Source organism: Paraburkholderia sp. SSBN10T (genome assembly GCF_056619545.1).
The window spans coordinates 166,567-189,032 of the sequence record NZ_JBWQQI010000019.1; the positions used below are offsets into that span (position 1 = coordinate 166,567).

Annotated in this window: 20 protein-coding genes; 1 reads left to right on the forward strand and 19 read right to left on the reverse strand. The window is 63.5% G+C overall.

What is annotated here, in order from left to right:
• Window positions 1-45: 45 nt before the first annotated feature.
• The 18 genes from AC1ECK_RS26485 to AC1ECK_RS26570 form a co-directional block, all read right to left on the reverse strand.
• Window positions 46-1,236 (reverse strand): O-succinylhomoserine sulfhydrylase, encoded by a 1,191-nt coding sequence (locus AC1ECK_RS26485; RefSeq protein ID WP_480324404.1) that lies wholly within the window; start codon window positions 1,234-1,236, stop codon window positions 46-48.
• 330 nt (window positions 1,237-1,566) lie between these two features.
• On the reverse strand, window positions 1,567-3,114 hold the full coding sequence (gene purF, locus AC1ECK_RS26490) for an amidophosphoribosyltransferase (RefSeq protein WP_480324406.1): 1,548 nt from the start codon (window positions 3,112-3,114) through the stop codon (window positions 1,567-1,569).
• Between the two features lie 103 nt (window positions 3,115-3,217).
• Window positions 3,218-3,712, reverse strand: a complete 495-nt coding sequence (locus tag AC1ECK_RS26495) for a CvpA family protein (protein WP_480324408.1) — start codon at window positions 3,710-3,712, stop codon at window positions 3,218-3,220.
• A gap of 7 nt (window positions 3,713-3,719) precedes the next feature.
• Entirely contained in the window at window positions 3,720-4,634 is a 915-nt protein-coding gene (locus AC1ECK_RS26500) for an SPOR domain-containing protein (protein WP_480324410.1), read from the reverse strand.
• A gap of 29 nt (window positions 4,635-4,663) precedes the next feature.
• Window positions 4,664-5,974, reverse strand: a complete 1,311-nt coding sequence (folC, locus tag AC1ECK_RS26505; RefSeq protein ID WP_480324412.1) for a bifunctional tetrahydrofolate synthase/dihydrofolate synthase — start codon at window positions 5,972-5,974, stop codon at window positions 4,664-4,666.
• A gap of 205 nt (window positions 5,975-6,179) precedes the next feature.
• Window positions 6,180-7,052 (reverse strand): acetyl-CoA carboxylase, carboxyltransferase subunit beta, encoded by an 873-nt coding sequence (gene accD, locus AC1ECK_RS26510; protein WP_480324414.1) that lies wholly within the window; start codon window positions 7,050-7,052, stop codon window positions 6,180-6,182.
• 83 nt (window positions 7,053-7,135) lie between these two features.
• Window positions 7,136-7,951 (reverse strand): tryptophan synthase subunit alpha, encoded by an 816-nt coding sequence (trpA, locus tag AC1ECK_RS26515; RefSeq protein WP_480324416.1) that lies wholly within the window; start codon window positions 7,949-7,951, stop codon window positions 7,136-7,138.
• A 116-nt stretch (window positions 7,952-8,067) separates the two neighbouring features.
• Window positions 8,068-9,018, reverse strand: a complete 951-nt coding sequence (locus AC1ECK_RS26520; RefSeq protein ID WP_480324418.1) for a DNA-methyltransferase — start codon at window positions 9,016-9,018, stop codon at window positions 8,068-8,070.
• Between the two features lie 11 nt (window positions 9,019-9,029).
• On the reverse strand, window positions 9,030-10,223 hold the full coding sequence (gene trpB, locus AC1ECK_RS26525) for a tryptophan synthase subunit beta (protein WP_480324420.1): 1,194 nt from the start codon (window positions 10,221-10,223) through the stop codon (window positions 9,030-9,032).
• A gap of 56 nt (window positions 10,224-10,279) precedes the next feature.
• The gene (locus AC1ECK_RS26530; protein ID WP_480324422.1) at window positions 10,280-11,008 is read right to left on the reverse strand and encodes a phosphoribosylanthranilate isomerase; all 729 of its coding nucleotides are present in this window, start codon (window positions 11,006-11,008) and stop codon (window positions 10,280-10,282) included.
• The gene (gene truA, locus AC1ECK_RS26535) at window positions 11,005-11,826 is read right to left on the reverse strand and encodes a tRNA pseudouridine(38-40) synthase TruA (RefSeq protein ID WP_480324424.1); all 822 of its coding nucleotides are present in this window, start codon (window positions 11,824-11,826) and stop codon (window positions 11,005-11,007) included. Before truA ends, AC1ECK_RS26530 begins: the two co-directional genes overlap by 4 nt.
• Window positions 11,826-14,492 carry a FimV C-terminal domain-containing protein gene (locus AC1ECK_RS26540; protein ID WP_480324426.1) on the reverse strand — a complete coding sequence of 889 codons (2,667 nt, stop codon included), beginning with the start codon at window positions 14,490-14,492 and terminating at the stop codon, window positions 11,826-11,828. Before AC1ECK_RS26540 ends, truA begins: the two co-directional genes overlap by 1 nt.
• 138 nt (window positions 14,493-14,630) lie before the next feature.
• Window positions 14,631-15,752 carry an aspartate-semialdehyde dehydrogenase gene (gene asd / locus AC1ECK_RS26545; RefSeq protein ID WP_480324428.1) on the reverse strand — a complete coding sequence of 374 codons (1,122 nt, stop codon included), beginning with the start codon at window positions 15,750-15,752 and terminating at the stop codon, window positions 14,631-14,633.
• Window positions 15,753-15,835: 83 nt separating this feature from the next.
• Window positions 15,836-15,964, reverse strand: a complete 129-nt coding sequence (locus AC1ECK_RS26550; protein WP_480324430.1) for a hypothetical protein — start codon at window positions 15,962-15,964, stop codon at window positions 15,836-15,838.
• Window positions 15,965-16,134: 170 nt separating this feature from the next.
• Window positions 16,135-17,202 carry a 3-isopropylmalate dehydrogenase gene (gene leuB, locus AC1ECK_RS26555; protein WP_480324432.1) on the reverse strand — a complete coding sequence of 356 codons (1,068 nt, stop codon included), beginning with the start codon at window positions 17,200-17,202 and terminating at the stop codon, window positions 16,135-16,137.
• 68 nt (window positions 17,203-17,270) lie between these two features.
• Window positions 17,271-17,921 carry a 3-isopropylmalate dehydratase small subunit gene (gene leuD / locus AC1ECK_RS26560; RefSeq protein ID WP_480324434.1) on the reverse strand — a complete coding sequence of 217 codons (651 nt, stop codon included), beginning with the start codon at window positions 17,919-17,921 and terminating at the stop codon, window positions 17,271-17,273.
• A gap of 82 nt (window positions 17,922-18,003) precedes the next feature.
• Complete coding sequence (gene leuC, locus AC1ECK_RS26565; RefSeq protein ID WP_480324436.1) at window positions 18,004-19,413, reverse strand: 3-isopropylmalate dehydratase large subunit; 1,410 nt, start codon at window positions 19,411-19,413, stop codon at window positions 18,004-18,006.
• Between the two features lie 269 nt (window positions 19,414-19,682).
• The gene (locus AC1ECK_RS26570) at window positions 19,683-20,933 is read right to left on the reverse strand and encodes a DUF1479 domain-containing protein (RefSeq protein ID WP_480324438.1); all 1,251 of its coding nucleotides are present in this window, start codon (window positions 20,931-20,933) and stop codon (window positions 19,683-19,685) included.
• Between the two features lie 161 nt (window positions 20,934-21,094).
• Here AC1ECK_RS26570 and AC1ECK_RS26575 point away from each other — a divergent pair, with 161 nt between their 5' ends.
• Window positions 21,095-22,123: a helix-turn-helix domain-containing protein gene (locus AC1ECK_RS26575; RefSeq protein ID WP_480324440.1), complete on the forward strand. Its 1,029-nt coding sequence runs from the start codon at window positions 21,095-21,097 to the stop codon at window positions 22,121-22,123.
• 132 nt (window positions 22,124-22,255) lie between these two features.
• On the opposite strand, the gene AC1ECK_RS26580 is transcribed toward AC1ECK_RS26575, so the two are convergent.
• Window positions 22,256-22,466: citrate/2-methylcitrate synthase (locus AC1ECK_RS26580; protein ID WP_480324442.1), on the reverse strand; the 211-nt coding region annotated here is incomplete at its 5' end.

Genomic DNA, 22,466 nt, shown 5'->3' on the forward strand with positions numbered 1-22,466 from the left:
ACCGCCAGGATTCGCTGCGCCATTGACCCGATAGCGGCCTAAGACTTAGCCCGCCAGACCGCGCGCCAGATCGTTGCGGATATCGGCCGCGTTCTCCAGCCCGACCGCGAGACGGATCAGCCCTTCCGTGATGCCCGCTGCCGCCCGCGCTTCCGGCGTGATGCGGCCGTGCGTCGTTGTCGCCGGATGAGTGATCGTGGTGCGCGTATCGCCGAGATTGCCGGTGATCGAGCAGATCTGCGTGCTGTCGATCACGCGCCATGCGTTCGCCCGCTGCGCTTCGGGCGTGTCGCCCTTCAGCTCGAACGAGACAATCGCGCCGCCCGCTTTCTGCTGGCGTTTCGCAATCGCGTACTGCGGATGCGACTCCAGCCCCGGATAGAACACACGATTCACAGCAGGATGCGCTTCCAGCCAGCGCGCGATTTCGAGCGCGTTACTGGACTGCTTTTCGACGCGCAACGACAACGTTTCCATGCCCTTGAGCAGCACCCACGCATTGAACGCGGACAATGTCGGACCAGCGCTGCGCACGAACGGAAACACCTTCTCCATGATGAACTGCTTCGAGCCGACGAGCGCGCCGCCGAGCACGCGACCCTGGCCGTCGAGAAACTTGGTGGCCGAATGCATCACGACATCCGCGCCGAGTTTCAGCGGCTGCTGCAGCGCCGGGCTGCAGAAACAGTTATCGACCACGAACAACGCGTTCGACGCCTTCGCAATCTTGCCGATCGCCTCGATGTCCGCGATTTCGGTCAGCGGATTCGACGGCGTTTCGAGGAAGAACATCTTCGTTTCGGGGCGCACGGCGTTTTTCCACGCGTCCAGATCGGTCGGATCGACGAAGGTGGTCGTGATGCCGAACTTGCTGAATATCTGCGAGAACATGCCGAGCGTCGAACCGAACAGGCTCTGCGAGCTCACGAGGTGATCGCCCGCCTGCAACGCCGACATCACCACCGACATGATCGCGCTCATGCCCGAGGCCGTCGCCATGCACGCCTCACCGCCTTCGAGCGCGGCCAGACGGTCCTGGAACATCGTGACCGTGGGGTTCGTGAAGCGCGAGTACGTGTAATAGTCTTCGGAATTCTTGAAGCGCTCGGCCGCATCCGCCGCGCTTGCAAACACAAAGCTCGACGTCAGGAAAATCGCTTCCGAATGCTCGTTGAAGTCGCTGCGCAGCGTGCCCGAGCGGACCGCGAGGGTGTCGAAGTTCAGGGAGTCGTCCATATCGGTTCTAGTTCCATTTTCCACGTGTCGTCACGTGTTGCCACGTTTTCCAGACCGGCGCCCGGCGTTCATCGTCAGGCTGAACGTCAAACGCGCCGGCAACAAAAAAGCCCGCTTTGCGTCGGCATAAGCGGGCTTCATGTGCGGGGGAAAGCTGGAGCGGCGGCGGACGGTTGCAACATTTCCACCGTTCGCTTTAGCTGTTTTGGGTTGCCCCGCGTCCGCAAGCTGAGATCAAATCGACGCAAGCCATCATCCTAACATGCGTGGCGCGTGGCGTGCATGGCCCGCACGCGCCATTCCCGGCGAGACTCCAGATACGCGCCAGCGTTACTCCACCGACAACTGCAGGTGCAGTTGCGAACGCGCCGCACCGCCTTCCATCGCTTCGCTGGCAGCGTCGCGGTCCGATTGCGCGGACGGCGCAAGACGGGCCATTTCGATGCGGTCGAGGTACTCGGTTGTGACGTCGCCGGTGATGTAGTTGCCGTCGAAGCACGAAGCTTCGAATTCCTTCAGCGCCGGGTTGGTGTCGCGCACGGCCTGCTTGAGTGCCTCGACGTCCTGGTACACGAGATGATCCGCGCCGATCATGCGCGCGACTTCTTCATCCGTGCGACCGTGGGCAACGAGTTCGCCGCGCGTCGGCATGTCGATGCCGTAGACGTTCGGGAATTTCACCGGCGGCGCTGCCGAAGCGAAGATCACCTTGTTCGCGCCGGCATCGCGCGCCATCTGCACGATTTCGTGCGAAGTGGTGCCGCGCACGATCGAGTCGTCCACGATCAGTACGTTTTTGCCCTTGAATTCGATCGCCATGGCGTTAAGCTTCTGGCGCACCGACTTCTTGCGCATCGCCTGGCCCGGCATGATGAAGGTGCGGCCCACGTAACGGTTCTTGAAGAAGCCTTCGCGATACTCGACGCCCAGCTTCTTGGCGACCTGCATGGCGGCGGGACGCGACGAATCGGGAATCGGCATCACCACGTCGATCGGCACATCCGGCAGTTCGCGGCGGATCTTCTCGGCCAGGTAATCGCCCATGCGCAGACGGACGTTGTAGACCGGCACGCCGTCGAGCACCGAGTCCGGACGCGCGAGGTACACGAGTTCGAAGATGCACGGGTTAAGGCTGGCGTTGGTCGCGCACTGCTGCGAGTGCAGATTGCCGTCAACGTCGATGAAAATCGCTTCGCCCGGCGCCACGTCGCGCACGAACTCGAAGCCGATACCTTCGATCGCCACGGATTCCGACGCCACCATCCACTCCACGCCATGCGCCGTTTCCTGCTTGCCGAGACACAGCGGGCGAATGCCGAACGGATCGCGGAAGGCCAGCAGGCCGTAACCGGCGATCAGCGAAACGATCGCATACGAGCCGTGCACACGGCGGTGCACACCCGAGACCGCCTTGAACACGGCGTTCGGATCGAGTTGCAGGCCGGAGCAGGAGAGTTGCAGTTCGTGCGCGAACACGTTGAGCAACACTTCGGTGTCGGAGTTGGTGTTGATGTGGCGGCGATCGACGCGGAACATCTCGTCTTTCAGTTGCTGCCAGTTGGTCAGGTTGCCGTTGTGAGCGAGGATGATGCCGAACGGCGCGTTCACATAGAACGGCTGGGCTTCTTCTTCGCTCGACGCGGAACCGGCCGTCGGGTAACGCACCTGGCCGATACCGGTGGTGCCCGGCAGGCTGCGCATGTTGCGCGTGCGGAACACGTCGCGCACCATGCCGTTGGCCTTATGCATGTGGAAATTACTGCCGTTCGCCGTCGCAATGCCGGCTGCGTCCTGACCGCGGTGCTGCAGGAGCAGCAGGCTGTCATAGATCAGCTGATTGACCGGGGATTGGGAAACTACGCCTACGATGCCGCACATGGCATGTCCTTCAAAGGTACGAGATTCTTAACGGCGGCCGGTGCCGGGGAAGCATCCGGGTCGCGCCGATGTCCTGCGTGCTTCTTATTGAGCGCCCGACTCGTCACACATGGACGTAAGCCGCGAGCGTCTCGGGAAGCAGCGGTTTCAGTTCGTGCACGCCCTGGACCGCGTAGGGCCGCAGCAAGGCGTTGCGCCAGAATTCCTGCTGGGGCAGTTCGGTCAGGCCTGCGAGGGCGACCAGAACCAGCACCAGGATGACCCCGCGGACGAGGCCGAACATCAAACCCAGCGAGCGGTCCACTCCGCTCAAACCGGATGCCTGCACGAGCCGGCTCAGCAGCGCGTTGGCCACGCCCACCACCAGCATCACGCCGACCACCAGCAGCGCAAAGGCAAGCAGCCATTGGGTCAGGGCGCCGCCCGGCCACCTGGCCGGCATATAAGGCACCACATAGCCGACGAAATAGCAGGCAATGAAAAACGCCGCCACCCAGCCGATCAGCCCGAATATCTCAGACAAGAAACCGCGCCACGTGCCCCGCAGAGCCGACAAACCGATCACCGCCATTACAGCGTAGTCGAAGGCAGTGAACATCGCTGACTTACTGCGCCGAGCCGTTGTTCGAGCCCGACGTCAGACCGGCTTCGCGAACCTTCGCGATCGCGGCCGACGCAGCGGCGCGGTCGGCGAACGGGCCCGCGCGCAGCAGCGTACGAGTCGTGCCGTCTGCCTGCTTTCTACGTTCGGTATATGCGGGTACGCCGGTCGCTTTCAACTTGGCTGCCCAGTTTTTCGCGCTGGCGTCGTCCGGGAACGAGCCCAGTTGCACCGCGAAACGGCTGCCAGGCGGCGAGGCCGGCGTGCCGGAATCGGCATCCGCGGCGGCTGCGTCGGTATTGCTCGGGGTCGCGGCCGTGTTGGCTGCGCTTTGGGTAGGCGCGGGCGTCATTTTCACGGGTTTGGCTGGAGCGGGCGCCTGGGTCGGCGCGGCAGGCGCTTTGTTCGCGGCCATAGCAGGCGCTTGCGATTTGCTGCTCTTGCCAGTCGGCGCGGGCGCAGCGGCCGGGCTCTGCTGTGCCGTGGCATTCGCCGTAGCAGGCGCTGCCGGAGCCTGGGCTACGCCGGAGGCTGCGACCGTGCTATTCGTGCTGTCTGGGGCCGGATTATCGGGCGCGACACCTGCCTGGGTGTCTTCATCCTGGGCGGCCGCTTTGGGCGCCGGACGGTTGGGGATATCGATCGAGATATCGTCAGTGACGGGCTTCGGGTGCGAGTCCAGCACCATGGGTAGGATCACCACGGCTGCGACCACCATGGCGATCGCGCCGACCAAGCGGCGACGCGCGCGCTGCTTTTCCGGCAACGTAGGGTCGAGCAGCATTGCATCAGCGTCAGGCCGTTCCGTGCGGCGGCTTCGCCGCTCCACGCGCTCGCCTCGGGCGGCCCGGGTGGAACTGGTGTTTGCGCTACGCCGGGTAGGCGTATCGTCTTTCTTGCCGAACGAGAAAATTCCCATGAATCGCTTGGTTCGAGGCTGCCGCCCGTTCAGTGTTGCTGCGATTTACGATAGGCCATCACACCGGCTACCGTATAGAAACTGCCGAAGACCACGATTCTATCATTCTCCGAGGCGCGTTTTAGCGCGTCTTGAAAAGCCTCGGCAGGCGACGCGAAGCACGTGACACTGCTATCCGGACCCTCGGTGACGCCGCACTCTCGCAAGGTCGACTCCAGAAACGCGGCGGATGCCGCGCGCGGGGTCGGCAGGTCGGTCACGCACCAGTGGGCGATCTCGCCCTTCAGGTGATCGATCACGCCGGCGATGTCCTTATCGTGCATCGCGCCAAAGACCGCGTATGTGTACGGAAAATAGCCCATGTTGCCGAGATTCTGCGCCAAAACCGCAGCGGCATGCGGGTTGTGGCCAACGTCGAGCACGATGGCCGGCTTGCCCGGCAGCACCTGGAAGCGGCCCGCCAGTTCGACGTTCGCCAGACCGAGGCGAATGTCCTGCGCAGAGACCGGCAGACGGTCGCGCAGGGCTTCGAGGCCCGCCAGCGCGGCCGAGGTATTGATCAGCTGGTTCGCGCCCCGCAGCGCCGGATACGCAAGCGCCGAGCGGCGCAGCGTGCGGCCCACGTAGCTCCACTGCTGGCGCTCGCTGCCCGCCTGGCCCTCGTAGCGGAAATCGCGGCCAAAGAGCCATAGATCGGCGCCGATCGCCGCGGCATGGTCGATCAGGGTCTGGGGCGGCACCGGGTCGGCACAGATCGCCGGTTTGCCCGGGCGGAAGATACCGGCTTTCTCAAACGCGATCTTTTCACGCGTATCGCCGAGGTATTCGGTGTGGTCGATATCGATGCTCGTGATGATCGCGCAATCGGTATCGAGGATGTTGACTGCGTCGAGGCGTCCACCGAGGCCCACCTCTAGAATCACCGCGTCCAGTCCACGGGAAGCGAACAGACGCATGATCGCCAGCGTCGTGAATTCGAAGTACGTCAGCGAAACTGGCTCGGCCAGGCTCAGACGCGCCGCTTCGACCGCTTCAAAATGCGGCAGCAGATCGGCGTCGCTCGCCACTTCGCCGTTCACCCGCGCCCGTTCGTTGAACGTGAGGAGATGCGGGGAGGTGTGGCAACCCACCCGGTAACCGGCGCGCAGCAGGATCGCTTCGAGGATCGCGCACGTCGAGCCTTTGCCGTTGGTGCCGCCCACCGTAATCACCGGGCAGTCGAACGTCAGTTGCAGTGCGTCGCGCACCTTGCCGATCCGGGTCAGTCCCATGTCGATACCAACCGGATGCGCGGATTCAAGGTGCGTGAGCCACGCGTCGAGAGTGGGGAATGTGGTCATCGGATGCGTCGGTCAGGCGGTGTGACGAGATTGCGCGAGAGACCGCGATTATCCCGGAAATGACAGCGCGCCGCTCGATGATCTCTCGCGGCGCGCTTTTTACTCTGAGTTTTTATCCTGCGATGCTCTTGCCGCGCTTTTGCCGGGCCACGAGGCACGGCATCAAGGCAAGCGCTTGCCCGGCGGTTGCGTTGGCGTTGTTAGCTTAGGCCACCGCGTCGGCCGGCTGGCGCGACATCAACGCCATCAGGCGAGCGATTTCTTCACGCAGCTTACGACGGTCGACGATCATGTCGACCGCGCCCTTCGTCAGCAGGAATTCGGCACGCTGGAAGCCTTCCGGCAGCTTTTCGCGCACGGTCTGTTCGATCACGCGCGGGCCGGCAAAGCCGATCAACGCCTTCGGTTCCGCGATCACCACGTCGCCCAGGAACGCAAAGCTCGCCGAAACACCGCCCATGGTCGGATCGGTCAGCACCGAGATGAACGGCAGCTTGGCGTCGGACAGCTTGGTCAGCATCGCGGTGGTTTTGGCCATCTGCATCAGCGACAACAGGCTTTCCTGCATCCGTGCGCCGCCCGAAGCGGTGAAGCAGATGAACGGCACTTGCTGTTCGAGCGCGTTCTGCGCGCCGCGTGCGAAGCGCTCGCCGACCACCGAACCCATCGAACCGCCCATGAACGAGAACTCGAAACAGGCAACCACGCACGGCAGCGTGTGAATCGCGCCGCCCATGACGACCATGGCATCGGTTTCGTCGGTTTCTTCCATCGCCTCTTTCAGGCGATCCGGGTATTTGCGGCTGTCCTTGAACTTGAGCGCGTCGACCGGCACGATTTCCTGGCCGATTTCGTAGCGGCCTTCCGGATCGAGCAGGCCGTCGAGCCGCTCACGTGCGCCGATGCGCATGTGATGGTCGCACTTCGGGCAAACGTGCAGATTGGCCTCGACGTCGTTGCGGTACAGCACCGCTTCGCACGACGGGCATTTGATCCACAGGCCTTCCGGAATCCCCTTACGGTTTTTCGGATCGGTTTGCTTGATTTTGGGCGGCAGCAGCTTGTCGAGCCAGCTCATGTTGATTCCTTCCAGGGTCTCCAGTACGCGCGACGGCGGGGACAAAGCCCCGCCGCAAGCCTACAGCAGACAAAAAGTAACGGTTATCGGGCGGTCGCGCCAATGCTGTCGAGCGCCTCGCGGACTTCCGCAATGAAACGCGTGAGCGTCTCGGCGGCCGTCTCCGGCGCGGCTTTTTCGAGCAATTGGACGATACGGCTGCCGATCACGACGGCATCGGAGACTTCGGCCACCGAGCGCGCCGTCTGGGCGTCCCGGATGCCAAAACCGACGCCCACCGGCAGGGGGACGCGCGACTTGATGGCCGGGATTTTACTCGCGATGCTGGAAACGTCCAGATTTGCCGCTCCGGTGACCCCCTTGAGCGACACGTAATAGACGTAGCCACTGGCGATTTTTCCGACTTCCGCGATGCGTTCGTCGGTCGAGGTGGGTGCCAGCAGGAAAATCGGATCGATACCGGCAGAGCGCATCTTTTCCGCGAAAATCACGGACTCTTCAGGCGGGTAGTCCACCACCAGCACGCCATCCACACCAGCTTCCTGCGCCGCCGCGGCGAATGCTTCGACGCCCATCCGCTCGATCGGGTTGGCGTAGCCCATCAGCACCACCGGCGTCTTGTCGTCGCGCTCGCGGAACTGCTTCACGTCGGCCAGCACGTGACGCAGCGAGACGCCATGCGCCAACGCGCGCTCCGACGACGCCTGGATCACCGGTCCGTCAGCCATCGGGTCGGAGAACGGCACGCCGAGTTCGATCACATCCGCGCCGCCAGCGGCAAGCGCGTGCATGAATTCGACGGTGCGAGCCGGGTCCGGATCGCCAGCCGTCATGAACGGAATCAACCCTTTCTTGCCCTGCGCAGCCAGTGCTGCAAATGTGTTCTTGATACGGGACATGGAAATTTTCTCGAAAATAGTCAACTGCGCGTTCGTTGCGACTTGCTGCGGTTAAGGCCATTTTTCGGCGCGGTTCGATGCCGTTCGGCACCAATCGACACCTCAAGGCGCCTCGCTCAGGTTTCAGCAGCCACAGATGCCACGGGCGCGATGGTTTCGTTTGGCGCAGCCTGTGCGGCCGCGCTGACGCGTTCACGCGCTATCGCGCAGTAACTTTCATTGATTTCATAGCCGACGAATTCGCGCTTCTGACGCGCGCAGGCGACTGCGGTGGTGCCGCTGCCCATGAACGGGTCGAGCACGCGGCCGCCCGGCGGGCAGCTCGCGAGCACCATGCGCTCGACGATTTCCAAAGGCTTCTGGGTCGGATGGTCGACGCGTTCGGCGTGTTGCCGATGCAGTCGCGACACCGACCAGACATCCTTCGGATTATAGCCAAGCTCGAGCCATTTGCTGCCTTCGAACAACTTGCGCGAACGCGCCTTCTTCGTGGCGGCATCGTACGGGATGCGGACGGGATCGAGGTCGAAATAGTAATCTTTCGACACCGCGAAAAAGCCAATGTTGTCGTGCACGGACGTGAAGCGGCGGGTGGTGCCGCCCATGCTCGGCACGCGCCGGTCCCAGATGATCTCGTTGACCATCGTCAGACGCGTCTTCAGGAAGCAGAAGATTTCCGGCGCGTACTGCCACGTGCAAAAGATATACAGCGAACCGGACGGCTTGAGCTTCGGGATCGCCAGCTCGAGCCAGCTACGCGTCCAGGCGATAAAGTCGTCGCCCGAGCGCATATCGGAGTCGTTGCCGTAGTCCTTGCCGAGCCCATACGGCGGGTCGGCAAGGATCAGGTCGATCGAACCATCCGGCAGGTTCGCCACATCGGTCAGAAAATCGCGGTTCAACAGCCGAATACCGGTCGGCACCACAGGCAAAGCAGCCGAAAGCGCAGATGCGGGCGCCCTGGAGGCTTCGGCCTGGGCTGCTTCGGCGTGGGCCATCGTGGCCTCGGCCGTCCCAGCCTCGGCGCTGTCGCTGGCCGGTTGCGGCTCGTCGAACTCGTCGCGCATCGTCGCGGCGCTCAGAACGTGATACCCGATCGCTCGGCGACCGTGTGCATGTCCTTGTCGCCGCGACCCGACAGGTTCACCAGAAGGCATTTGTCCTTCGGCAAAGTCGGCGCGAGTTTGGCCGCGTAGGCCAGCGCATGGCTCGATTCGAGCGCCGGAATGATGCCTTCGATCCGGCAGCAGTCGTGGAACGCCTTCAGCGCCTCTTCGTCGGTGATGCCCACGTATTGCGCGCGGCCGCTTTCCTTCAGCCAGGCGTGCTCGGGGCCGACGCCCGGATAGTCGAGACCCGCCGAGACCGAATGCGTCTCGATGATCTGGCCGTTTTCGTCCTGCAGCAGATACGTGCGGTTGCCATGCAGCACGCCCGGGCTGCCGCCGATCAGCGAAGCCGCATGGCGGCCCGACTCGATGCCGTCGCCGGCCGCTTCAACACCGATCAACTGGACGTCTTTGTCGTCGATATACGGGTAAAAGATGCCCATCGCGTTCGATCCACCGCCCACGCAGGCAATCACCGCGTCCGGCTGGCGGCCGACCAGTTCCGGCATCTGCACCTTGCACTCGTCGCCGATCACGCGCTGGAAATCGCGCACCATCATCGGGTACGGATGCGGCCCCGCAACGGTGCCGATGATGTAGAAGGTGTTTTCGACGTTGGTGACCCAGTCGCGCATCGCTTCGTTGAGCGCGTCCTTCAGCGTTTTGGAGCCCGATTCGACCGGCACGACGGTGGCGCCGAGCAGTTTCATGCGGTAGACGTTGGCGGCCTGGCGGCGCACGTCTTCCGAGCCCATGTAGACCACGCATTCCATGCCGAAGCGCGCGGCGATGGTAGCCGTGGCCACGCCGTGTTGGCCCGCGCCGGTTTCCGCGATCACGCGCGGCTTGCCCATGCGCTTGGCGAGCAGCGCCTGGCCAATCACGTTGTTGATCTTGTGAGCGCCGGTGTGGTTCAGATCCTCACGCTTCAGGAACACCTGAGCGCCGCCGAGCAGTTCGCTCCAGCGTTGTGCGTGGTAAATGGGGGACGGACGGCCAACGAAATACTTCAGCTCACGCTCGTATTCAGCAATGAACTCGGGGTCTTTCTGGAATTTTTCGTAGGCCTCACGCAGCTCGTCAAGTGCGTGGACCAGTGTTTCAGCGACGAACACGCCGCCAAATTGGCCGAAATGGCCACGTTCATCGGGCAAGTTATACATGGTGTCACTCTTCTCAGTGTGCCGGGCCGCTTCGTGCGAAGCCTGCTCCGGCGGAATCACTCTGCGTCCGCCGCGCGCACCGCGCGTACGAACGCCGCCATCCGGGCGTGATCTTTGACGCCCTTGGCGCCCGCTACTTCGATGCCGCTCGAGACATCGACCGCGTACGGGCGCACGCGATGAATCGCATCACTGACGTTTTGCGCGTTCAACCCACCACTCAAAACGGCCCGACGCGCGAGCTCTGCTGGAATAAGTGACCAATCGAAAACCTTCCCGCCGCCGCCATAGCCTTCGACATGGGTGTCGAACAGAAGAGCGCTGGCTGCTGCATAGTTAAGCGCCGATTTTACCAAATCGGCCTGCTGAGTATCAGCCCCAACCCGCAGGGCGCGCAACCAAGGCAAACCCGCAACGTTGGCGAGCGCCTCGCACTGCTGGGGCGTCTCGTCGCCGTGGAACTGCAGCATCGTGAGCGGGACGTTGCTGACGACCTCGCTCATCCAGTCCGGCGTGGCGTTGACGAACAGACCCACCACCGAAACGAACGGCGGTACGTCGCGCACCAGTTCGAGCGCCTGGCCCACGTTGACCGAACGCGGGCTAGGCGGATAGAACACGAGGCCGATCGCATCCGCGCCGAGGTCGATGGCATGCGCCACGTCCTCTGGCTTCGATAACCCGCACAACTTGATGCGGGTCCGATGGGGGGCCGCGGCCCGGGTGACGCCCTGCTGCTGGGACGCGCCGGCGGCGGCCGGCTGGTTCACGATGGTTGCATTCATGATTGCGGTGACTCGCTCCATACGGTACTCCACGGCACACTACCTGGCTGCGCAGCGGGCACCGCGAATTCCTGAGGATAGCCCACCTGCGCGAGATACAGGCCGTCGGGCATGAAAGTGGGGGCGGCGTGATTGCGATCACGGCTCGCCAGCACCTCGGCCATCCACGCCGCCGGCTGACGCCCCCGTCCGACCGCCACGAGACAGCCCATCAGATTGCGCACCATGTGATGCAGGAACGCGTTGGCGCGAAAGCGAAAGTGGATGAAATCGCCCTGCTGCCGCACGTCGATCTGATAGAGATGTTTGACTGGCGTCTTCGCCTGGCATTCCGACGAGCGAAACGCGGAGAAATCGTGTTCGCCGATCAGGTACGCGGTTGCGGCGCGCATCGCCTCGACGTCGAGCGGCGTATGCACCCAGCCGGCACGGGAGGCCAGCATCGGCGAGCGCACCGGGTGGACATACAGCGCGTAGTAATAGGTTCGCTCGAACGCCGAAAAGCGCGCGTGGAAGGTGTCCGGCATCGGTTTCGCCCACTGCACCGCGACCGTTTTAGGCAGAAACGCGTTGGTGCCGCGCACCCACGAGAAATCCGTGCGGTCGAGTTCGGTGTCGAAGTGCACGACCTGTCCCAGCCCGTGCACGCCGGTGTCCGTTCGGCCGGCCACCACCGTCTGCAGCGGCGTCTGCGCGAATTCGCGCAACGCCCGTTCGAGCGCGTCCTGAACCGTCTTGCCGTGCGGCTGCGACTGCCAGCCGCAAAAGGCCGAACCGTCGTACTGGATTCCTAGCGCAATTCGCGTCACGGCGGGCATTACGAGAGCGGCGCCAGCGTCGACAGCAGCGCGCGCGCCTGGGCGCGCGTCGCGTCGTCGTTCGCTTCGATGACTTCGTGGATCAGCGCTCGCGCGCCCGCCAGGTCACCCAGTTCGATGTATTCCGACGCCAGGTCAAGCTTGTTGCGGGCAATTCGAACCAGATCTTGCGGCGTGAACGTCGGCAACGGCTGCGCCGGACTCGGCGGCAATTCGAGATCGAAGTCGAGATTGAGCGCACCGAAACGTGCCGCGCCCAGTCCGGCGACCGCCGCCGCGCCCGCGGTACCTGCGGCGATTTCCTCGGCGGCATGGCGGGGTTCAGCGGCTTGCGGCGAAACCGCTTGCTGTGCTGTGATTTCGGGCTCGACCACCGGCTGCGTCGACAGCGAGGCTGGTGGCGTCACCGGAGCGGCCGGCTCGACGCGCGGCGGCAAGCCCAGCTCGAGACTGCCGAACGCATCGACGGCTTCACGGGGGAAACCGCTCGGTGCGGAGGGCTCGGTCGGGGCAGCAGCGGATAGCTGCTCCGATGACGGCTCGGTGTCGGCGAAATGCGACGCAGCAGGTTCTTGCGCGGCCTGATGGAGGTACGGCATGCGTTCGAGCGCGTCGGGCAACGTTGGCTGCTCCCACTGCGCCTCGGGTTCTGGCGGTGTGGGTGCCGGCTGCTGGTCCTGCGTGTGGTCGAACGACGGCTGAGCGGGAGCGTGGCTGAAAGGCGGTTCCGCCTGCGGTTCGCCATGCAATGCCGAGGTGCCGAAATCGATCTGCGGCTGCGGTGGGTTGTAGCTTTCAAGCGGCTCGGCGGTTCCCTCGGACGGATGGCTTTCCGGGGCCTGATTCCATTGGCGCGGGTCAGCGGGGGCTTGATCGGCCGGGTGCTCGGCCGTCGGAACGGACTCGGCGGGCAGCGGTAAGGCATCCGCGCCGGGTTCTGCGGACGCGACGTGGCTGGTGGCCGCCGTTGCGTCGTCGAACGGGTGCGGGGCGGGGGCGAGCGGGCTTTCCGCCCAACTCGGCTCGGAGGCTGGGAAGGTAGGGAGTTCAGGCGAGCCGCGCAGCGCGGCTTCGCGTTCTGCGGCCTCTTGTGCTGCTGCTTCCTGCGCTGCTGCTTCGTGCGCTGCTGCCTCTTGTGCCGCCGCTTCGCGGGCTGCCGCTTCGCGTGCTGCTACCTCATGCGCAGCACCGGCCTCGTCCGCTGCCGATTCGTACCCTGCCTGTTCCTGTTGCGTTGCTGCCTTACGGGCCGCTATTTCGCGTTCTACTGCCTCATGCTCAGCGGCCTCATGTGCTGCAGCTTCTCGTTCCGCCGCCTCGCGCTCTGCTATCTCGGACGCAACGCCACCGGGCGCCGCATCTTCGCGCGCCGCGCGTTCCTCAGAGACCGGCGATTCAGGCGTATCAGCGCCTTCGTGCGGCGCGACGTTATCGCGCTCCATCACCGTTTCAGGCCCCGCCATCTCCTCAGCCTGCGGCGTGGCCACCACATCCGCTGCCGCCAAACGATTCTTCCGCCGGCGCAGTCCCAAGGCCGCCAGCAAAGCAACGGCAGCCGCGCCGATTGCCGCAGCAAAACCAAGGTTCTCCGGCGACAAGTCGAACCCGCCACTCGCCGCATGCGAATTAGCCATTGCGTTATTACCCGGCGAACCGGAGCCGGCGGCCGCCACGGCTTGGCCACCCGCCGTAGCCGCACCGCCCGCCTGGGACGGTTGCGCGGATTTGCCCCCGATGCCGTGCTTCTGCAACTCCATCAGCACCCGGTTTTTGAGGGCCAGCAACTGCTGCAAACTGGAGACCTGAGTCGGAGCCTGCCCAACCGACGCCGTAGCGGACGGCGACGTCAGCGCCGTCGAAGCACCCGCGACCGGCGCACTAGCCGAAGGCTGGATCGCGCCCGTCCAAACATGCGCACCGCTTGCTGCCGACGCGGACATTGCGGCCGATGCGGCCGTCAGCTCCGCGCCGGCAGGCGAGGACGCAGCCCCTGCCACGGCACCAGTGGCAACCGTAGCAGCCGCGCTACCGGCGGCCGGCGCATTGGCACTGGCGACGGCGCCCACGGCTGCCGAACTCGCCTGGAGCGGCGCACTCGCCGGGCCGGTAACAGCCGGCGTGGCGAGCACCGCAGCGCTCGCGGTGTTCGCCGGCACGGCAGCCGACTGCGACGCGGCGCTGAGCGCGGTCGCAACGCCGCCCGCGGTCCCCGCTGTGGTGGCTGTAGTCGCTGTAGTCGCCGAAGCGGCCGCACTAGCCGTCCCCGACGCCCCTGCAGCACCCGAAGCTCCCACGGCCGCACCCGTTGCGTCCAGTTCCGGCACAGTCAACACGGCCCCGAGCCGCAAGCGGCTCGGATCGTGCGACATAAACGCACCCGGATTCGCATCGAACAAGGCCTTCGAGGCACGCGCCAGCGTCGCACGGTCGTGCGACTGGGTGGCGGCCACCGCCACGTCGTTGAGCGATTGACCAGGACGAACCGTGTACTGGCTACCGGCCGCGAGCGGCGCCGAAGCGGCCGCCGGCGCGCTCGCGGTTGCGTCGGCGCTCGCCGCCTCGGCGCCGCTGGCGCCGGTCAGGACAAAGGCGAGGGCTGCCGCAGCCGCGATCTGGCAGACGCCGTCGCGTGACACGGCGTAAAGGGAAGAGAGTCGAACGGTCATTGGGACCACAGGCGCGTCAGCGCTCAGCCCTTGTTTGCGGTTGAATTGAGACAAGATTTTTGGAGCACACAATGAAAAAAGCGCCGCGCAAGCGCGACGCTTTTTGAGTTTTTACGCGTCGTAGGCGCGTAGTTTACTTTACTTGTCGAGCAGAATGCGCAGCATCCGACGCAGCGGTTCAGCAGCGCCCCACAGCAACTGGTCGCCAACCGTGAAAGCCGACAGATATTCGCCGCCCATCGCCAGCTTGCGCAGGCGTCCGACCGGCACCGTCAGCGTGCCCGTCACCACGGCGGGCGACAGATCGCGCATCGATGCTTCGCGCTCGTTCGGCACGACCTTGACCCAGTCGTTGGCCGACGCGAGGATGCCGTTGATCTCGTCGAGCGGCACATCCTTGTTCAGCTTGATGGTCAACGCCTGCGAATGGCAGCGCATGGCGCCGATCCGCACGCACAGGCCATCCACCGGGATCGAACCCGGCGTGCCCATGGCCGGCTTACCGAGAATCTTGTTGGTTTCCGCGCCGCCCTTCCACTCTTCCTTCGACATGCCGTTGCCGAGATCCTTGTCGATCCACGGAATCAGCGAGCCGGCGAGCGGCACGCCGAAGTGATCGGTCGGCATACTATCGCTGTTCATCGCGGCCAGCACGCGGCGGTCGATGTCCAGAATCGCCGACGACGGATTGGCAAGCTCGTCCTTCACCGCACCGTTAAGCGTGCCCATTTGCTGCAGCAATTCGCGCATGTTCTGCGCGCCCGCGCCCGAGGCGGCCTGATACGTCATGGCCGTCATCCAGTCGACGAGGTTTTCGCGGAACAGGCCGCCCAGCGCCATCAGCATCAGGCTGACCGTGCAGTTGCCGCCGATAAAGTTCTTCTGGCCCTTAACGAGTGCGTTCTTGATCACGTCGAGATTGACCGGATCGAGAATGATGACCGCGTCGTCCTTCATGCGCAGCGACGAAGCCGCGTCGATCCAGTAGCCGTTCCAGCCCGCTGCACGCAGCTTCGGGAACACGTCATTGGTATAGTCGCCGCCCTGGCAGGAGATGATGGCGTCGCACTTCTTCAGGTCTTCGATGCTCGACGCATCTTTGAGCTTGGTCTCGTTTTTCGCGAACGACGGCGCGTTGCCGCCTGCGTTGCTGGTGCTGAAAAACACCGGTTCGATCAGATCGAAATCGCCTTCCTGCTGCATACGTTGCATCAGGACGCTGCCGACCATGCCGCGCCAACCTACGAGACCTACGTTCATGACACTTACCCTTCGAGTGGAGGCTTCCCCGCATCTTTGCCCGCAGTGACCGCGCGGGGAAGATGGGCGGGCACGACGGACGATCAGCGAATCGTGATCGTTTTCGGGGTAATCGCTTTAATGAGCGTTTTGCTGGCAATGGCGAGCTTAACCACACGGGCCGTTTTGCCGTGGAGGTTAGAAATCGAGGTGATTTGGGGAATCGTCGCCATCGCAGCAGTCTACACGAAAACCGGATTTGAGCGGCCGGATTGGCCACTTTTGCGTGCGAACGGGCCGGATTGCGGCCCATTCGCACGTCACTGCACATCTAACTCAGTACCGTAACTCACTGCGGGCCGCGGCATTTCGCGGCGCTTTGACCAGCACAATCGCAACAACCTTAAAGCGCTGCGACGACGGCATCGCCCATCGCCACCGTGCCGACCTGCTGGCAGCCCGGCGTCAGGATGTCGCCGGTGCGGAAGCCTTGTTCCAGCACCTTCTTCACCGCAGTTTCGATGCGATCAGCCTGCTCGGCCTTGTTCAGCGAATAACGCAGCATCATCGCGGCGGACAGGATAGTGGCAAGCGGATTGGCCACGCCCTTGCCGGCGATATCCGGTGCCGAGCCGTGCGACGGCTCGTACAGACCCTTGTTGTTCTTGTCGAGCGACGCCGACGGCAGCATGCCGATCGAACCCGTCAGCATGGCAGCCTGATCGGACAGGATGTCGCCGAACATGTTGCCGGTGACGACCACGTCGAACGACTTCGGCGCCTTCACCAACTGCATGGCCGCATTGTCGACGTACATGTGCGACAGTTCGACGTCCGCATATTCCTTCGACACGTCGATCATGACGTCGCGCCAGAACTGCGAGGTTTCGAGCACGTTGGCCTTGTCGACCGAGGTCACCTTCTTGCTGCGCTTTTGCGCCGCCTGGAACGCGACGTGGGCAATACGGCGGACTTCCGGCTCTGCATAGCGCATTGTGTCGAAGCCTTCCTTCGCGCCGGCGAACAAACCGTCCGGCGCCTCGCGCACGCCGCGCGGCGTGCCGAAGTAAATGTCACCGTTCAGTTCGCGCACGATCAGGATGTCCAGGCCCGAAACGATTTCCGGCTTCAACGACGAGGCCGCCGTCAGTTGTGGATAGCAGATCGCCGGGCGGAAGTTCGCGAACAGTTGCAGATGCTTGCGCAGCCCCAGAATGGCCTGCTCCGGGCGCAGGGCGCGCTCGAGCGAGTCGTACTTCCAGTCGCCGACGGCGCCGAACAGGATCGCATCGGCTTCCTTGGCCAGCGCGAGCGTCGAATCGGGCAGCGGGTGACCCTTGGCTTCATAACCCGCGCCGCCGACCGGCGCCTCTTCAAGCTCGAACTTTTCGCCGAGCACATTCAGAACCTTGACGGCTTCCTTGACGATTTCCGGACCGATGCCGTCGCCGGGCAACACTGCGATCTTCATGCGAATTTCCTTGATTTGTTTTCTTTTAGACCTGGGCACGCAAACGCGCTAACGCATAAAGCGCGCGCTTAGCCGACGATGCGGTGGCCGAGCCACGGCTGCTTCGCCAGGCGCTCCGCTTCGAACTGACGAATCTTGTCGGCGTGACGCAACGTGAGGCCGATATCGTCGAAACCGTTCAGCAGGCAGTACTTACGGAAGCCTGCCACTTCGAACGGATATTCCGTGCCGCCACCGACGCGCACGACTTGCGCTTCGAGGTCGATAGTCAACTCGAAGCCATTGAACGCATAGGTTTCGTTGAACAGGTGATCGACCTGTTGCTCGGTCAGCGCGATCGGCAGCAAGCCGTTCTTGAAGCAGTTGTTGTAGAAGATGTCGGCGAAGCTCGGCGCAATGATCGCGCGGAAGCCGTATTGCTGCAGCGCCCACGGCGCGTGCTCACGCGAGCTGCCGCAGCCGAAGTTCTTGCGCGCCAGCAGGATCGACGCACCTTGATAGCGCGGCTGGTTCAGGACGAAGTCCGGATTCAGCGGACGCTTCGAGTTGTCCTGCCCCGGCTCGCCGTGGTCGAGATAGCGCCATTCGTCGAATGCATTCGGACCGAAACCCGTGCGCTTGATCGACTTCAGGAACTGCTTCGGAATGATCGCGTCCGTGTCGACGTTCTCGCGATCGAGCGGCGCCACGACGCCGGTATGTACGATGAATTTATCCATGGCCCATCACCCACCAGAGTAAAGACCGGCGGCTGCGACACAAGGAGCGCCGCCGGTGAAATCGAAACAGGATCGCGCCGGCTTAGCCGAGCTTGCGAATATCGACGAAGTGGCCTTCGATGGCCGCAGCCGCTGCCATGGCCGGGCTCACGAGGTGGGTGCGGCCACCCGCGCCCTGACGCCCTTCGAAGTTGCGGTTCGAGGTGGACGCGCAACGCTCGCCCGGATCCAGCCGGTCCGCATTCATGGCGAGGCACATCGAGCAGCCCGGTTCGCGCCATTCGAAACCTGCCTCGGTGAAGACCTTGTCCAGACCTTCACGCTCGGCCTGCGCCTTGACCAGACCCGAGCCCGGCACAACCATCGCGAGACGAATATTCGGCGCCACGCGGCGGCCCAGCTTGCGCACGACGTACGCTGCTGCGCGCAAGTCTTCGATGCGAGCGTTGGTGCACGAGCCAATGAAAATCTTGTCCGGTTTGATCGATTCGATCGGCAGGTTCGGTTCGAGCGCCATGTACTTGAGCGCGCGTTCCATCGCGTCGCGCTTGACCGGATCCTTCTCGCGCTCCGGATCCGGCACGCGACCGTCGATCGCGGTCACCATTTCCGGCGAGGTACCCCACGTGACCTGCGGCACGATTTCCGCTGCGTTCAGCTCAACCACGCGATCAAACTGCGCGCCGTCATCCGACTTGAACTGCTTCCAGTATTCGACCGCGTGCTCCCACTCCACGCCTTCCGGCGAGAACGGGCGACCCTTCAGGTATTCGATGGTGGTGTCGTCCACGGCGACCATGCCGGCGCGTGCGCCCGCTTCGATCGCCATGTTGCAGACGGTCATACGGCCTTCCATGCTGAGCGCGCGGATCGTCGAGCCACCGAACTCGATGGCGTAGCCCGTGCCGCCTGCCGTACCAATCTTGCCAATGATGGCGAGCACGATGTCTTTCGCGGTACAGCCGCGCGGCAGTTGCCCTTCAACCCTCACCAGCATGTTCTTGCTCTTCTTCTGCAAGAGCGTTTGCGTGGCGAGCACGTGTTCGACTTCCGAGGTGCCGATACCGTGCGCGAGCGCGCCGAACGCGCCATGCGTGGACGTGTGCGAATCGCCGCAGACGATCGTCATGCCCGGCAGCGTGGCGCCCTGCTCCGGCCCGATGATGTGCACGATGCCTTGACGCAGGTCGTTCATCTTGAACTGCGTGATGCCGTACGAGTCGCAGTTCGCATCGAGCGTGTCGACTTGCAGCTTCGACACCGGATCAGCGATGCCATGGCTGCGGTCTGTGGTGGGCACGTTGTGGTCGGACACCGCCAGATTCGCGCTGATACGCCATACCGGGCGCTCAGCCAGCTTCAGGCCTTCGAAGGCCTGCGGGCTGGTGACTTCGTGCAGCAGGTGACGGTCGATATAGAGAATCGTCGTGCCGTCTTCTTCCGTGTGGATCACGTGCGTGTTCCACAATTTGTCGTAGAGAGTCTGTGCCATGGTATGCGGGGGTAGTGGTAACTGCGGGCAAGCCGTGTGCGATTGATTATGCCACGCAGATCCGCGATTTGGCCCATGGAACAAGGGAAAAACCGATAAAAAACAGGGAGTTGAGTGGTAGTAGCAATACCTGTATCGGTGGCACCCGGCAAACGGAAGTTGGGTAATGGGGACTGCGTGCGTGGTGCATTTATTGCGGGCCGATAGGCCACAGACGGCACGCATGGCCCGTTAGTCTCATGCGTGCCGCTCCGAGTAATTGCATAAAATCAACGCTGTAAATCAAAGCCCATTTGTGCGCAGCCGAGTGTCGTCAAATCGCTCTCCCCCGCGCGCCCAACGAAGTCTGTTTCGAAGTGATCTGCGGGGAAATCAGGCGGACTCTCGCCGCGCAAAAAGCTGGGCAATTGCCGCCGCAGATACCCTTCGTTCTTCGCACACCAAGGCGCCGACGCGATGTACATCACGTTGCTGTAGCCGCTGCCGCGATGGACGTCCTCCACCGAATGCACGACATCGCTGTGCCAGAACACCGCGTCACCCGGCATCATGTGCGGAATTGGCGTCACCGCTTCGAGCAGCAGGCTGTGCCATTCCGGTTTGATCGACAGCGCGCGGGACGGTTGTGCGCCGCACAGTTCGTCGTCTGGAACGTCGTCTTGCAGCGCGCGCAGCACCACATAGGCCATCGCATTCGCGATGGGGATAAGCTGCAGCGTGCCGTCGCCGGGGCCTTGCAGGGTCAGCGCGGTCCAGCCCTGGAACGTGCGGAACATCGAGCACACGGCGGGCGATGGAATCTCCTGCACGTCGGGACGGAAGGCGGCGTCGAACGGATCGTAGGCGCGCCAGTTGCCCGATAGCACATGCCGATAGACCTGGCGAAAATTCGGATCGAGCCAGCGCTCGACCGAACCGCCGTCGACATGGGGAGAAAGACCGAGCGATTCCGACCCCGGCGGGCGACGGCGAATGCGGTCCGCGTAAACCGGCACACGCTCAGGATCGAAATGCCGGCGACCTTCGCTTTCTGCGCGCCACAGGCGGTTCAGAAACACCCGCGTATTGGTTAGTTGTTCGGATTGTCGCGCGGCGACCTGCGGCTTCGACCAGTACACGCCGTAAATTTGCGGTTTGCTCGAGGACAAGGTACCGAAATACTTGTCTTCCGCGCGACGGGCGAGTTTTTCATCAAGACGGTTAGCCTCGACGTACTGCGCGATTTCGTCATTCCAGTCGGTTGCCTGTGCTGGATCGAACACTCGCCGCACGACACAGGCGCCGCGGCTTTTGATCTGCTCGATGGTGCGCGGGTCCACGTCGTGAGAGACGATCGACTTGTAGTCGAATACAGGGATGGCCTCGTGCTCCCGATTGCGGTCGCGGTGGATTGCGTCGACCTGCTGCCGGATAGCGCCCTCTACCTCGCGAAATACCTGTGCGTAGTTGGGCAATGCGGCACGTAGCGATCGTTTGGTCGTACGGATCGCCTCGGGCAGGTTGTCGATCATCAGCGGCATGGGTTGTCTCCTACGTTTTGCTGGGATTGTGAGGGTGGGCTATATGCACAGCTTCTGCCGCTAGATTAGGCAGCCTCGATCCCCACAAGACATCCATTTCCGCCAACTATCGATACAATTCAGACATTCGCCGCATCCTCCTTCGCGGCCGGGTGCTCACCATGAAACCCCAATACGAACGCGTCACGATCCCCGAAAGCTGTTCGGTGCGGGTCTATCACCGGCAGATCGCACAGATTCCGTTCGAATGGCATCACCACCCCGAGTACGAACTCACGCTGACGATGAACAGCCGCGGCCGCCGCTTCGTCGGCGACCATATCGCAGACTATGCCGGCGACGATCTCGTGCTGGTGCCGCCGGATATGCCGCATACGTGGGCGTCGATCAAGTCGATCGATACACGTGAGCCTGAAGTGGCGATCGTGGTCTGGTTTAGCGGCGACTGGGCGCGGCGGCTGGCCGATTGCTGCCCCGAGTTCGCGCCGCTGCGTAAGCTCTTGCGGCGAGGCGCGCCGGGCCTGCGTTTCGGCGAGGACTCGACGGCGTTGGTGCGGGGGAAGGTTCAGGCGCTGCTGGATGTCGAGCCGCGAGTGCGGCTAGCGGCAGTGCTGGAGATTCTGGTGCAACTGGCAGAGGCGGTTGCGGAGCCGCTCGCATCGCCTAGCGCACATTTGGATGGGGGCCGGCGTAGCGAATCCCGAGAGGCTGCTCCTGCGTCGAGGCCCCGGCCCACCCCGGGCGCCGCCGCATCAGAGGCCGAACGTCTGAACCGCGTGCTCGACCTGCTCGACCGGCGCTTTAACGAGCCGCTGCGGGTTACCGATCTCTGCGCAGTCGCCAACCTGTCGGAACGCTCGCTGCATCGTCATTTCGTGCAGCATGTCGGCGAAAGCGTCGGGCGTCACCTGACGCGTCTGCGAATCAGCTACGCCACACGGCAACTCACCGATACGGCATGGCCGATCTCGGTCATCGCCGCCAAATCGGGGATTCCCAATCTCGCCAATTTCAATCGCCTGTTTCTGTCGGCACGTGGAATGACGCCGAGCGCGTATCGGCGTTTCTTCGAGACGCACGGGGATGTGCCGCAGGCCGATACCCAGCCAGGCTTGCAAACGCGGCCGCCGTCGTTGGAACAGATAAAGCCGCGTGCAAGGCAGGCGGCGAAGGCCCGAAACAAGGTGTAATCCAGCTAACGCTTTCGTCGTCCGAAAATGAAAACGCCCCAACGTTCAACCCGTTGGGGCGTTTCCTTAACCGCAGCAGCTCAACTCACAGCGGCCTAAACCGCCATAGGCTGCACGAAAACCAGCAGCCGCTTAACGTGCCGACAGCGGCTTCGCTTCACGCGGCGTATCGCCGACGAACAACTGACGCGGACGGCCAATCTTCTGCTCCGGATCGGCGATCATCTCGTTCCACTGCGCAATCCAGCCCACCGTACGCGCCATCGCGAAGATACACGTGAACATCGAGGTCGGGATGCCCAGCGCGCGCTGTACGATGCCCGAGTAGAAGTCGACGTTCGGG

Excerpts from the sequence above, each read along its gene's own strand:
- folC (WP_480324412.1), bottom strand. The coding sequence starts at position 5,974 with ATGACCACATTCCCCACTCTCGACGCGTGGCTCACGCACCTTGAATCC.
- leuD (WP_480324434.1), bottom strand. The coding sequence starts at position 17,921 with ATGGATAAATTCATCGTACATACCGGCGTCGTGGCGCCGCTCGATCGC.
- truA (WP_480324424.1), bottom strand. The coding sequence starts at position 11,826 with ATGCCCGCCGTGACGCGAATTGCGCTAGGAATCCAGTACGACGGTTCG.
- AC1ECK_RS26520 (WP_480324418.1), bottom strand. The coding sequence starts at position 9,018 with ATGCGCGACGAGTTCGACGAGCCGCAACCGGCCAGCGACAGCGCCGAG.
- accD (WP_480324414.1), bottom strand. The coding sequence starts at position 7,052 with ATGAGCTGGCTCGACAAGCTGCTGCCGCCCAAAATCAAGCAAACCGAT.
- AC1ECK_RS26485 (WP_480324404.1), bottom strand. The coding sequence starts at position 1,236 with ATGGACGACTCCCTGAACTTCGACACCCTCGCGGTCCGCTCGGGCACG.
- leuB (WP_480324432.1), bottom strand. The coding sequence starts at position 17,202 with ATGAAGATCGCAGTGTTGCCCGGCGACGGCATCGGTCCGGAAATCGTC.
- trpA (WP_480324416.1), bottom strand. The coding sequence starts at position 7,951 with ATGTCCCGTATCAAGAACACATTTGCAGCACTGGCTGCGCAGGGCAAG.
- AC1ECK_RS26495 (WP_480324408.1), bottom strand. The coding sequence starts at position 3,712 with ATGTTCACTGCCTTCGACTACGCTGTAATGGCGGTGATCGGTTTGTCG.
- asd (WP_480324428.1), bottom strand. The coding sequence starts at position 15,752 with ATGAACGTAGGTCTCGTAGGTTGGCGCGGCATGGTCGGCAGCGTCCTG.
- leuC (WP_480324436.1), bottom strand. The coding sequence starts at position 19,413 with ATGGCACAGACTCTCTACGACAAATTGTGGAACACGCACGTGATCCAC.
- AC1ECK_RS26530 (WP_480324422.1), bottom strand. The coding sequence starts at position 11,008 with ATGAATGCAACCATCGTGAACCAGCCGGCCGCCGCCGGCGCGTCCCAG.
- AC1ECK_RS26575 (WP_480324440.1), top strand. The coding sequence starts at position 21,095 with ATGAAACCCCAATACGAACGCGTCACGATCCCCGAAAGCTGTTCGGTG.
- AC1ECK_RS26570 (WP_480324438.1), bottom strand. The coding sequence starts at position 20,933 with ATGCCGCTGATGATCGACAACCTGCCCGAGGCGATCCGTACGACCAAA.
- trpB (WP_480324420.1), bottom strand. The coding sequence starts at position 10,223 with ATGTATAACTTGCCCGATGAACGTGGCCATTTCGGCCAATTTGGCGGC.
- AC1ECK_RS26500 (WP_480324410.1), bottom strand. The coding sequence starts at position 4,634 with ATGGGAATTTTCTCGTTCGGCAAGAAAGACGATACGCCTACCCGGCGT.
- purF (WP_480324406.1), bottom strand. The coding sequence starts at position 3,114 with ATGTGCGGCATCGTAGGCGTAGTTTCCCAATCCCCGGTCAATCAGCTG.
- AC1ECK_RS26550 (WP_480324430.1), bottom strand. The coding sequence starts at position 15,964 with ATGGCGACGATTCCCCAAATCACCTCGATTTCTAACCTCCACGGCAAA.
- AC1ECK_RS26540 (WP_480324426.1), bottom strand. The coding sequence starts at position 14,492 with ATGACCGTTCGACTCTCTTCCCTTTACGCCGTGTCACGCGACGGCGTC.